Here is an 11986-nt window from a genome sequence, read left to right as displayed (position 1 = left end):
TAACCGTACGGAGGTGGCCGGTGACGTCCAGGGGAATGTTCGAGCGGGGCTCGATGGCGGCTTACAAGGAGATGCTCGACGTCGTCACACCGCACCGGCTGGACGGCTCGGCGGTCACCACCTCGGCCGAGGCCATGACCGCGATCGCCGAGGCGCTGTCCTTCCCCGGCCGTTTCGGGCACAACCTCGACGCGTTGTACGACTGCCTGACCGACCTGTCCTGGCTGCCTCCGGGTGAGCACGTGCTGGTCTGGTCGGAGCCGTCGGTACTGCGCAGCGCGGACCGGCCGTCCTACGACGCGATCCGGACCGTGCTCTCCGAGGCCGTCACGGACGGCACGCCGCAGGAGGCGTTCTTGTCCGTCCTCCTCCTGACCGACTGAGCCGTCGCCACGCAGTGGGCGCAGAACGCGCCCCGGCGGCCGTCGGAACAGGTGCAGTGCCACTCCAGGAACCCGTCGGTGACCCGGAACTCGACGCACGCGGCGCCGTCGTCCACCTCCGCGGTCATGAGCCGCGGGCCGAACCTGACCAGTTGCACCGCTCCCGAGCGCTCCAGCTCGTCTCCTCTGGCCAGAACCGCCTCCGGCACGTGAGCCAGTTCCGACTCCACCAGTTCCGCAACCCTCATCATGGGCGCCTCCCCTTCCTGACAACTACAGACGTGCCCGAGGGGTCTGGGGTTCCGCATCACCGCAGAGACACAAAGTCTTTCTCCCGGTTGGTCATCCGGGTCTCTGGCCCTAATCCGGCGGCATTGCTAGGGTTTCGCCACTGTTAACCACGCATATCCGCAATGCGAGGTACCATGGCCGGCCGCAAATATTCGATCAAGGCGAAGATATTCGCCCTGCTCCTGGTGCCTCTCGTCTCGCTCGTGGCGATCTGGGGGTTCGCTGCGGCGATCACCGTACGGAGCGGCCAGGAACTCCTCGTCGTCAGTTCGGTCCACGACCACGTGACCATCCCCACCCGCGCGCTCACCACCGCACTCCAGCACGAGCGGCTGCTCTCCCTGACCCTGCTGGGCGACCCCGCGAGCTCGCGCTCCGCCCTCGACACCCAGAGGACCCGGACCAACGCCGCGCGGGAGGAGCTCGAACGACTCGCCACGGAGGGCCGGGCCGACATCCCGGACCCCCTGTGGCAGAGGGTCGTCCGGCTGCTGGCCGCGACGGACCGGCTCACCGAGGCGCGCAGCGGGGTGGACAGCCGCTCCAGCACCCGGCTGGACGCCCTGGACGCCTACACCTCCATCATCCGGCTGGCCTTCGACGTCTACGAGAAGATGCGGATCTCCGCCGACATCGACCTGATCGACCAGGTACGGGCCATCACCCTGGTCGGACGGAGCCGCGAGCTGCTGAGCCAGCAGGCCGCGCTGGTCTCCGGGGTCACCGGGAGGATCGACGCGCAGGAGCGCGCGAGGTTCACCGAGCTGACCACCAGCCGGAGAATGATCTACTCCATCGGGTTCGAGCAGCTCGACGAGGAGTTCCAGGCGTCCTACAGGCGTCTGGCGGAATCCTCCGCCTTCGCCGCGTTCGAACGGATCGAGGACGCCTTCCCCACCGCCAAGCGGGCCGATATCTCCTGGGCGACGGCCGCCGCAGCACTGTCGGACGCCTTCGACCGCGTCGCCGGTGACGTCAGCCAGCGCGTCGCCGACCGCGCCGCGCCGCTGGCCACCGGCGTGCTGGTCCAGATCGGCGTCGCGGGCGGGCTCGGCCTGGTCGCGGTCGCAGCGTCGATCTTCGTCTCGGTGCGCTTCGGCCGCCGGATCGGCGCGGAGCTGGTCGGTCTGCAGCGGGCCGCTCTCGACCTCGCCGACAGGCGCCTGCCCAGTGTGGTCGCCAGGCTCCGCAGGGGCGAGGACGTCTGCGCCGAGTCCGAAAGTCCCGAGCTGAGGCACGGCACCACCGCCGAGGTGGTGAGCATCGGCGAGGCGTTCTCCTCGGTCCAGCGCACCGCCGTCGAGGCGGCCGTCGGCCAGGCGGAGATGCGCAAGGGCGTCAACAAGGTCTTCGTGAACCTGGCCAGGCGCAGCCAGTCGCTCCTGCACCGGCAGCTCGCCATGCTGGAGGCGATGGAGAAGCGCGCCACCGACCCGGAGATCCTCGACGACCTGTTCGCCCTGGACCACCTGACCACCCGCATGCGGCGCCACTCCGAGGGCCTGATCATCCTGTCCGGCTCGGTCCCCGGCCGCGGCTGGCGGACGCCGGTCGCGATCTACGACGTGGTGCGCGCCGCGGTCGAGGAGGTCGAGGACTACCTGCGTGTCACGGTCGCCGTGCCGCACGGCCCGGCGCTCGTCGGCACGGTCGTCACCGACGTGATCCACCTGGTCGCCGAGCTGGTGGAGAACGCCGCGATCTTCTCGCCCCCCGGCACGACGGTGCGCGTGCACGGCGAGACGGTGGCCAAGGGGTACGCGATCGAGGTGGAGGACCGCGGCCTCGGCATGAGTCCCGCCGAGATGGCCCACTTCAACGCGCGGCTGGCCGACCCGCCCGAGTTCGACCTGGCCGACAGCGACCGGCTCGGCCTGTTCGTGGTCGGCAGGCTCGCCGCCCGCCACGGCATCCGGGTCTCCCTGCGGCCGTCGCCGTTCGGCGGGATCACCGCGATCGTGCTCATCCCCGGCGAGCTGGTCGCCCAGACGCCGGAACCGCACGCTCCGGCCGCCCTGGCCACGGAGCAACCGGTCACCTACTCGGTCGAGGTCGAGCGCGTCCCCGCCGCCGACGGCCTGCCCAAGCGCGTCCGCGGGGCCGTACCGGAGCACGCCCCGCGGCCCGTGCCGGGGCAGGCTCCCGCACCCGTGGCGGAAACCGCACCCGACCGGATCCTGGGGGCGCGGGCCGTACCCGGGGAGCAGGACGGACCCGGCGGGCTGCCCCGCCGGGTGCGGAAGGCAGCGAACGGCACCGGGCAGAACGGCGCGGGACACACCACCGGCACCGGGCAGACCGCGAACGGCACCGGGCACGCCGCCGATGGTGCCGGGCACGCGAACGGTGCCGGGCCCGCGGGTGACGAGCCCGTCGTCCCGAGCACCGTGCTCACGTCGTTCCGCGCGGGATGGCGCCGTGCCGAGAAAGAGGGTGACGGCGTATGACAGAGCGCTGGCTCGACCAGGACGCCGGACCCATCGTCCGTCCCTACACGGTCACCCGCGGCCGGACCCGCCCCACGGGCGACCGGTTCGACCTGATCGCCATGGTCTCGGCGGTCGGACCCGTTCCTCCCGATCTTCCCCCCGAGCACCTGCGCGTCCTGAACGCCTGCCGGCGGCCGATCTCGGTCGCCGAGGCGGCCTCGGCGACCGGGCTGGCCGTCGGCGTGGTCCGGGTGCTCCTCAGCGATCTGCGCGACTACGGCCTGCTGACCGTCCGCATGCCTCCGGCGGCCGTCGCCGCCCCGCGCGAGAGCCTCCTGCGCGACGTCCTCGCCGGCCTCAGAGCCCTCTGACCTGCGGTACGGCGAACCGGTCGGTGGCCAGGCGGGCATGGCGCTCCACATCGTGGCGCTCGTCGCCGTACCTGAGCTTGGCCCGTTCGACACCCTCGACCGCGAAACCCGCCCTGGTCGCCACCGCGCAGGAGGCTGGATTGTTCAACCGGTGCCCCAGTTCCAGCCGGAACAGCCCGCGCTCGGTGAACGCCCACTCGGCCAGCTTGATCGCCGCGGCCGCCGCGACTCCCCGTCCCCGGGCGTGCGGCATGGTCCAGTAGGAGACCCAGCCGGTGTCGTGAGCGTCGATGTTGCTCACCGCGACGTTCCCCACGACCTCGTCCCCGGCCACCACCGCGAAGGCCCGCGCGTCGTCCCGGAAACCCCAGAACGCCATCCACTCCAGCGCCGCCGCGGGCGTGTCGACCGGCCGGGCCGCCTGCCGGGCCATGTCGGGCGAGCGGAAGGCCGCCAGCACGGCGGGCACGTCGTCAGGACGCCAGCCCCGCAGCTCGACCTCGATCATGCCGAGCAGGGTAACAGGATAATTCTCCCCAATCACCCCATAACATCCGCCAGATCGCAACCTCCGGGCAGCCGCCGGCCCTCTCCACAGGACACGGCCACCCCTCCGAAAACCTTGTGAGAGCGCTCTCAAGGCAGGCATCATGACCTCCATGACGACCGTCCGGCCCTACCGGCCCGATGACCGCCCCGCCCTCTACGACATCTGCGTGCGAACCGCCCACGAGGGCGGCGACTCCCGGCACATCTATCCCGACCTCGACCTGATGCCCAGCATCTTCGCCGCTCCCTACGCCGAACTGGAGCCGGACCTGACCTTCGTCCTCGACGACGGGGAGCGCGCGGTCGGCTACGTCCTGGGCACCGCCGACACCGCCGCCTTCGTCGAGGCCTACCGCGCCTCCTGGCTCCCCCGCATGAGAGAACGCTTCCCCGCACTGGACGGGCCGCCCACCACTCCGAGTGAGACGATGATCGATCTCATGTACCGCCCGAAGCGGATGATCGTCCCCGAGACCGTCGGCTACCCGGCCCACCTCCACATCGACCTGCTCCCCTCCCACCAGCGCAAGGGGCACGGCCGCGCGCTGATGCACGCCTTCCTCGACGCGCTGCACCGCAAGGGGGTGGCCGCCGTGCACCTCGCCATGGTCACCGCCAACGCCCCCGCCCGCGCCTTCTACGACCGCCTCGGCTTCCACGAGATCCCGGTCGCCGACCCGGGCCCCCTCACCTACCTCGGCCGGAGCACGGCCCGGGGGTGACGTCCCCGCACGACGACGGCGGCCCGGACGGGAATCCGTCCGGGCCGCCGCCGTTCCTCCCGGCCCGGGCCTGTCAGCCCTGGCCGTCGCGACCGGGGAAGGCCGCTAGAAAGCGATCTTCCAGCCGTTGAAGGTGCCGGTGTCACCGCGGAAGTAGTCGCCGACGCGCAGCGTCCACGTGCCGTTGCCGAGGCTGGCGGTGTTGTTCACCGTGAACTTCACCGGCCCGTTGTACGGCGTGCAGCTGCTGTACGACTCGTACTTCAGCACCCGCGTCGTCCCGTTCGGCTGGACCAGGGTCAGGCGCAGGTCCTGCGAGCAGGTGTGCCTGATGTCCGCCGTGACCTCGAACGTCGAGTTCGGGGAGCCGGAGAGGGCGACCGGGATGCTGGTCTCGTCCTGGTAGCCGTCCAGGATGTCGAAGGGCGTGTCGTTGGTGAAGACCCGGCCGTCACCGGTCCCGCCGACCGTCAGGGTGTAGACGACGGAGTGGCTGGCCGAGGCGCCGGTCCCCGTGAGGGTGATCGGGTAGGCGCCCGCCGGGGTGCTCGCGGAGGTCGTGATCCGCACCGAGGAGCTCTCGCCCGCCTTGACCGTCGCCGGGTCGAAGGCCACCGTGACCCCGGCCGGGGCGCCGGAGGCGGTGAGCGCGACGTCCTGGACCGCCCCGCGGGTGACCGCGGTGGCCAGCGTCGCGGTGAGCGAGCCGCCCGCCTGGACGGTGCCCGAGGACGGGTTCACCGAGACGGAGAAGTCGTCCTCCTCACCGCCGCCGTCGCCCACGGCCAGCTTCCAGATCCCGTACGCCGCGGCGTCGGAGGCCCGGTCCAGGACCGTGGTGCTGATGTTGCTGATGGTGTCGCAGGACCGGTGGTAGCAGGGGTCGTACGACTGCCCTGCCGTACCACCCCACTTGGACGCCTGCGCCGAGGTCTTGGTGGCGCTGGCGCCGGCGGCCACACCGGAGGTGGCGATGCCCGCGTTGCGGAAGGACGCGTCGTCGGAGCGGTTGGCGCCCTCGGTGTTCTCCTCGGGCCGGAGGTTCAGCCCGTCGTAGAACTCCTTGAGGTAGCGCGCGGCCTCGGTGTTGATGTTGTTGATGAAGTAGCCGCCGTTGGTCGAGCCCACCATGTCGTAGTTGTGGTAGAACTTGATCTTGCTCCGATCGGCGGCGCTGAGCGAGTTGACGTAGAACTCGGAGCCGTTGAGGCCCTGCTCCTCGTCGGTCCACCAGCCGAACCGCACGTGCTTGGCCATCTCCGGCTTCTTCTCCGCCAGGGTCAGCGCGACCTCCAGCAGGGCCGACGAGCCCGAGGCGTTGTCGTTGATGCCGGGGCCGGCCGAGACGCTGTCCAGGTGGGCGCCTGCCATGATGACCTGGTTCTCGTCACCGCCGGGCCAGTCCGCGATCAGGTTGGGCCCGGACCCGCTGGTGCAGCCCGAGGTGCAGGGCTGCCTGCGCACGGTGTAGCCGGCGGCGGTGAGCTTCTGCTCGATGTAGGAGACCGACGCGGTGTAGCCCGCTCCGGTGGACCTGCGGTTGCCGCCGTTGTTGGTGGCGATCGTCTGGAACTGCTGCAGGTGCGCCCTGACGTTGTCGATGCTGATGTCCGGCGGATCGACCGGGCCGGGCCCGCCGTCGTCACCGACGGTCAGGGCGAAGGTCGCGGTCTTGCTCGTGGAGGGGCTCGTGGCCTTCAGGGCGATCTGCGAGGTTCCCTCCGGGGTGCTCGCCGATGTGCTGATCGTCACCGTGGAGCTCTGGCCCGCCGTGATGGAGGTGGGGCTGAAGCTCACCTGGGTGCCCGCGGGCGCCCCGGTCGCCGACAGAGTCAGAGTCTCCGCGTTGCCCGAGACGACCGCGCTGGAGAGCGTGGCCGTGGCCGAGCCGCCCGGCTCGACGCTCCCGGAGGACGGGGCGACCGAGACCGAGAAGTCGTTGCCGGTGGGCTGGCAGGTCGGCTCGCCGCTCTGCGCCGGGACGTTGATCGCGCTCCAGGCCGCCTTGGTGGCGTTGAACTCCGTGCAGCTGCCCGGGAACAGCGTCTTGGCGGCGTTCAGCGTGGCCACCCGCGCCTTGGCGTGGTTCCAGGGGATGGTCTTGGTGTTCAGGCCGCCCATGAAGATCTGCCCGGCCTTCTGGATGCCGATGCCGGTCAGCGTCGACGGGCCGGAGCAGACGGTGCTGGCGGGCTTGCCGGGCGGGTTGGTGCCCTCGGCCAGCAGGTAGAACCAGTGGTTCTGCGGGCCGGCCGCGGCGTGCACCTCGGTGTTGGGGATCGAGGAGCTGTAGCAGTTGGGGTCGCCGAGCGCGCCCGGGTTGTACATGTTGCGGATCGGTCCCTGCCCGACCAGGTTGACCTCCTCACCGACCAGGTAGTCCGGCACGTCCCTGCCGTTGACGTAGTGCTCGGTCAGCGCGCCCAGGATGTCGCCGGTGGACTCGTTCAGGCCGCCGGTCTCGTTGCCGCTGCCCGCGCCGCCGCTGCCGGAGTGCTGGAAGACCGCGTGGCCGTACTCGTGGGCGACCACGTCGATCGGGGTGGCCTGTTTGGTGTTGGCCTGGTTGTGGCCGTAGTTGGTGTAGGAGCCGTTCCAGAAGGCGTTGACCTGGTTGAGCCCGACCCGCGCGGGGAAGGCGCCGCCGCTGCCGTTGAACCCGTTGCGTCCGAACCACTGGCGCAACATGTCCCATTCCTTCTGCGCCGCGTACATCGCGTCGACGCAGGCGGTCTCCAGGTCCGTGCCCGAGCCGTTGCCCCAGTTGTCGTCGGTGCCGGTGTAGGCCGAGCCGTTCTGGCCGCCGCAGCGCAGGCCCGGACGGGTGGTGTCCGTCATGGAGTAGGAGCTGCCGGAGCCGGAGGTGGTGAAGGTCACGTTGCCGTTGTAGTGGCCGTTGCCGGTGCCGGCCTTGACCTCGTCCACCTTGTCGATGACCGCGCCGGTCTTCGCGTCCACGTAGACGTGCAGCACGCTCGGGGCCTCTTCGCCCTGACCGGTGACCAGCACCTCCCAGGCGAGCCGGGGCTCGGCCGCGGCCGCGTGCACGACGAGGACCGGTTTGGCGGCGGTCTCGACACTTCTGAGCTCGCCGCGCGCGGTGGCGGTGGCGGTCCTGGCGCTCACCGCGGGCCGGGTGTCCACGGTGATCTCGGCACGCTGGCCCGAGGCGAGGCTCTCCACCGTCTCGCCGCTCTGGTCCGTCACGACGACCACGTCGCCGCCGTAGACCGGCAGGCCGTCGTAGACCCGCTTGTAGTGGATGTACTGCACCCCGCGCGTGCCCGCGGTGGTGCGCACCCGCTCGAACCTGTCCTCGGGTGCCCTGCGCAGCGTGGCGGACTGCGCCGCCAGTGCCTTGTCGGCGCTGGCGATCGCGCGCCTGCGCTCCTCGGGGTCCGGCGGCGCGAAGGCCTCCCTGGTCTCCTGCACGTCGCTGAGCGGCACCGGATCCGTCGCGTCCGGGCCGGGCGCGACGGATGTTCCGGCGGCGCCCGCCGTGCCCACGAGCATGGGCGTGGTCAGGGCTGCGAGGGCCAGTACCGCCGCAGCCCCCAACTTGACCTTGGTCTTCACTCTGGATGACTCCTTTCACGCGTCCCCTGGGGGGTGTCGGGGACGGAGGAGCCGTGGCCGGCCAGGGCGTGTCCAAGGTGACATCGACAGCACCTGACACAGAACCCCCCAGACCTCCATAGGTTCGGCCTATGGGCCTCCCACCGCGCAGGCGAAGGGGTCCTCCGCCGAGATGCGCCGTTCGAGCCACTCCGCGTACCGGGGGACCTTCGCGGCCTCGCTCCAGTAGGTGCGCATCACCGCGCTCACCAGCGAGACCACGGTCCCGGCCGGCAGGCCGTACGGGGTCCAGCCGAGGACGTTGCGCATCAGCAGCGGAGAGCCCGCCAGCGGCCGGATGACGATGCCCGGCTGCTCCCTGGAGGTGGGCAGGAACAACCCCACGCACTTGCCGGCCTTGATCAGGTCTCGGGCGAGAGGGCCGTTGACGGAGAAGGACAGGCGCGGGGTGAAGCCGTACCGGTGGCAGACCGCCCAGAAGTGCTCGCGGTACCCGATCTCGGCGTTCGGCTGCATCGCCCAGCTCTCCTCCGCCAGGTCCGCCAGGTCGATCTCCTCCCGCCCGGCCAGCGGATGCGAGGCCGCGAGGCCGACGAAGAGGGGCTCGACGGTGGACGCCTCGTACACCACGTCCGGAGACGAGACCAGCTCGTGACCGGGGTAGTCGGCCAGCACGGCCAGCTCCAGCCGCCCGGCCTCCAGGAGCGCGGGCAGGGTGTCGAGGCACTCCTCGGTGCGGATGGTGAAGTTCCCCTCGGGGAACAGGTCGTACATGCAGGTGCTGACGTGACCGGCCAGCGCCGTGTCCGCGCACCCCACCCGGATCACCGGGTTTCCGGCACCCCTCTCGACGTAGTGGCGGGCGTCGCGTTGCAGGGTGTCGAAGGCGTGGAGCATCGAGCTCGAACGCTCGATGATCCACTCACCCAGCGGCGTGGGGCGGCTCCCCTCGGGGACCCGCTCGAAGAGGCGTCCTCCGAGCATGCGCTCGATCCGCTGGAGCTGCCCGGCCAGGGACGGCTGGGACAGCCCGAGCGAGGAGGCCGCCTTGGAGATGCTGCCATGCCCGGCGATGGCATGGACGACCCGAAGATGGCGCACTTCCAAGTCCATGCGGCCATGGTAAAGAAACCCGTGACGCCGCCGAAGGTGAATGTGAATGACATTTTGACAACATCGAAAGTCCGATGTTAAGTCGGGATTAATAACCGTTCTCGTTGCCCGCCGACCATTCTTGGACCGTTCCCGATACCAGGATCAGGCAGGCCGACGACGTCGTGGAGGACCTCCGGCCGCCGCCCCGGCAGCGGATGAACGCATCGGGAGAGTGGGCCCGGCATCGGGAAACCCTTTTTATCGGAGGCCGCTTGTCAGTCCCGCAATAAAGCCCGTCCACCGCCTGCGCGGCCGGGGACGAGACGTCGGCCGCCATTTCAGGTAAGACGGGCGAACGGACCGGACAGCGCCGCCCACTGCAGCAGCATGATGGTCTTCCCATCGGCGATCTCCCCGGTCCCGATCATCTCCAGCGCCTTCGCGAACGGCAGCTCCACCACCTCGATGTCCTCGCCCTCACCGGCCACCCCGCCGCCCCGGGAGGTCCTGGAGTCCGCGTCGTACGGCGCCGCGAAGAAGTGCACGCGCTCGGTGATCGAGCCGGGGCTCATGTAGACGTCGAAGACGTGCTGGACCTCACCGATGTCGTATCCCGTCTCCTCGGCCGCCTCGCGCCGGATCGCGGTCTCCGGGTCGTCGTCGTCCAGCAGTCCCGCCGCGGTCTCCAGCAGCATGCCGTCGGGATGCCCGTTGACGTAGACCGGGTAGCGGAACTGCCGGGTCAGCAGCACGGTCTCCCGCTCGGCGTCGTAGAGCAGGACCGTGGCGCCGTTGCCCCGGTCGTAGGTCTCGCGCTCCTCGACGCTCCAGCTGCCGTCCGAGCGCCGGTAGTCGAACCTCGTCTTGCGAAGCACGTACCAGCTCGACGACAGGAGCTCCACCTCCCGCACCCTCACCCGGGGGTTGCCGGTCAGGTCCAGTCCCACCCGGTCCAGCCCGGTACGGCCCCGCCGGTCGGGCACGTCGACGCCGGGCGTCCCGCCGGACAAACGATCTTCTGCTCTCATGCCTCCAGCATCCCGCAGGGCGGGACCCGGGGAACTCGTCCGCTCCGGATCAGGCGGCGCCCTCCGGCGGGATCCTCTCGGCCGCCGCGTCGCGGCGGGAACCCGGCGGGCTTCATCTCACGTGCAGGAGGGAGACCCCGGGGACCCTGTCCCGCCACGGCATGGCCTCCTCCAGCCGGGCTGCGACCCGCAGGAGCAGGTCCTCCCGTCCGTAGGCGGCCACCAGCTGCACCCCGATCGGCAGCCCGTTCCCGCTCCACCCCAGCGGCAGGCTGATCGCCGGGTGCCCCGAGACGTTGAACGCCATCGTGAACGGCCCGTAGTCGAAGATCTTCGCCAGCCGCTCGTCCAGCGCGGGGTGGTTCTCCTCCTCGTACCGGAACGTCCCGTGCGGCACCGGCAGCTGCGCCAGCGTAGGCGTGACGAGCAGGTCGTGCCCGGTGAAGAACGCGCCCACCGAGCGCGTGACCTGGTTCTGGGCGTGGAAGCCGACGATCAGGTCGAGCGCGCCGGTCTCCCTCGCGGCCTGGAGCAGGTGCCGGGTCGGGATCTCCAGCATGGCCGGGTCCGGCTCCCTCGGAGCCAGCAGCATCGTGGAGGCGATCGCGACCCGCTGGGCCGCCATGGCCCGCACCGTGGCCGGCCAGTCGACCGCCGGGCTCCCCTCGGAGACCTGGTGCCCCATCCCCTCCAGCACGGCCGCGACGGCGGTCGTCGCGGCGGCCACCTCCGGATCCACCGGCGAGCCCGACCACGAGGCGGTGGTCACCGCGACCCGCAGCCTGCCGGGGTCCGCTCCGGGCTCCGAGACGTACGGCCGCAGCGGCGGCGGCGCGGTGTACTTGTCGCCCACGCCCGGCCCGTGCACGGCGTCGAGCAGATGGGCGGTGTCCCGGACCGTCCTGGTCAGACCGAACTCGTAGGCCATCCCGAACATCGGCTCGCCCATGTCCGGGCCGCTGGTGACGCGCCCCCGGCTCGGTTTGAGGCCCACCAGGCCGCAGCAGGAGGCCGGGATGCGGATCGAGCCCGCGCCGTCGCTCGCGTGGGCGAGCGGTACGGCACCGGCCGCCACCAACGCCGCCGCCCCGCCGCTGGACCCGCCCGGCGTGCGCTCCAGGTCCCACGGGTTCCGGGTGATGCCGTACCTGGCCGACTCGGTGACGAAGTCCACCACCATCTCCGGCACCGTGGTCACCCCCAGGGTGGCCAGTCCGGCGGCCCTGAACCTCTTCATCAGGTCGGTGTCGTACGGGGCCGCGATCCCCTGCAGGGCGCGGCTGCCGACGGAGAACGGCACGCCCTCGGCGACCGGGCCGTGATCCTTGATCAGGAAGGGCACCCCGCCGAACGGGCCGTCGGCGGCGTGGTCGAGCGCGGACGCGAACACCGGCACGGTCAGGCCGTTGACCCTGGCGTCGGCCCATTCGAGCGCCCGCCGCGCGGTGGACTCGACCTCCGCTGCGGTGACCTCGCCCTTGCCGATCAGCTCGCGGAGCCCGACGGCGTCGTACTGCGCGTACTCGTGAAGTCTCATGGCGC

10 protein-coding genes are annotated in these 11986 nt (G+C 71.0%); 4 read left to right on the top strand and 6 right to left on the bottom strand.

Features of this window, described 5'->3' with window-relative positions; translation table 11 throughout:
- The first annotated feature begins 20 nt into the window (after window positions 1–20).
- Entirely contained in the window at window positions 21–383 is a 363-nt protein-coding gene (locus HS041_RS06485; protein WP_307845193.1) for a barstar family protein, read from the top strand.
- Here the strand turns inward: HS041_RS06485 and HS041_RS06480 are convergent.
- Window positions 293–634, bottom strand: coding sequence for a hypothetical protein (locus HS041_RS06480; RefSeq protein WP_196439570.1), 342 nt, complete (start codon window positions 632–634; stop codon window positions 293–295). The genes HS041_RS06485 and HS041_RS06480 overlap by 91 nt on opposite strands.
- Before the next feature lie 162 nt (window positions 635–796).
- Between HS041_RS06480 and HS041_RS06475 the strand changes: the two genes are divergently transcribed.
- A complete protein-coding gene (locus tag HS041_RS06475; protein ID WP_196439569.1) occupies window positions 797–3121 on the top strand; it encodes a sensor histidine kinase in 2325 nt (774 codons plus the stop codon).
- Window positions 3118–3474 carry a DUF742 domain-containing protein gene (locus HS041_RS06470; protein ID WP_196439568.1) on the top strand — a complete coding sequence of 119 codons (357 nt, stop codon included), beginning with the start codon at window positions 3118–3120 and terminating at the stop codon, window positions 3472–3474. The genes HS041_RS06475 and HS041_RS06470 overlap by 4 nt, the downstream gene beginning before the upstream one ends.
- On the opposite strand, the gene HS041_RS06465 is transcribed toward HS041_RS06470, so the two are convergent.
- Window positions 3461–3982 carry a GNAT family N-acetyltransferase gene (locus HS041_RS06465; RefSeq protein ID WP_196439567.1) on the bottom strand — a complete coding sequence of 174 codons (522 nt, stop codon included), beginning with the start codon at window positions 3980–3982 and terminating at the stop codon, window positions 3461–3463. The genes HS041_RS06470 and HS041_RS06465 overlap by 14 nt on opposite strands.
- Window positions 3983–4133: 151 nt before the next feature.
- On the opposite strand from HS041_RS06465, the gene HS041_RS06460 reads away from it, so the two are divergent.
- Window positions 4134–4745 (top strand): GNAT family N-acetyltransferase, encoded by a 612-nt coding sequence (locus HS041_RS06460; RefSeq protein WP_196439566.1) that lies wholly within the window; start codon window positions 4134–4136, stop codon window positions 4743–4745.
- 105 nt (window positions 4746–4850) lie between these two features.
- Here the strand turns inward: HS041_RS06460 and HS041_RS06455 are convergent, their stop codons facing one another.
- The 4 genes from HS041_RS06455 to HS041_RS06440 all read right to left on the bottom strand — a co-directional run bounded on the left by HS041_RS06455 (window position 4851) and on the right by HS041_RS06440 (window position 11981).
- Window positions 4851–8321 (bottom strand): M28 family peptidase, encoded by a 3471-nt coding sequence (locus HS041_RS06455; protein WP_196439565.1) that lies wholly within the window; start codon window positions 8319–8321, stop codon window positions 4851–4853.
- A gap of 129 nt (window positions 8322–8450) precedes the next feature.
- Window positions 8451–9434: a LysR family transcriptional regulator gene (locus HS041_RS06450; RefSeq protein WP_196439564.1), complete on the bottom strand. Its 984-nt coding sequence runs from the start codon at window positions 9432–9434 to the stop codon at window positions 8451–8453.
- Window positions 9435–9754: 320 nt separating this feature from the next.
- The gene (locus tag HS041_RS06445) at window positions 9755–10444 is read right to left on the bottom strand and encodes an NUDIX domain-containing protein (protein ID WP_230878447.1); all 690 of its coding nucleotides are present in this window, start codon (window positions 10442–10444) and stop codon (window positions 9755–9757) included.
- 112 nt (window positions 10445–10556) lie between these two features.
- Window positions 10557–11981 carry an amidase gene (locus HS041_RS06440; RefSeq protein WP_196439563.1) on the bottom strand — a complete coding sequence of 475 codons (1425 nt, stop codon included), beginning with the start codon at window positions 11979–11981 and terminating at the stop codon, window positions 10557–10559.
- Window positions 11982–11986 lie beyond the last annotated feature (5 nt).

The organism is Planomonospora sp. ID67723 (genome assembly GCF_015711605.1).
Classification (GTDB): Bacteria; Actinomycetota; Actinomycetes; order Streptosporangiales; family Streptosporangiaceae; genus Planomonospora_A.
Note: the sequence above shows the minus strand (reverse complement) of the source record. Positions and strands in the feature narration are given on the sequence as shown.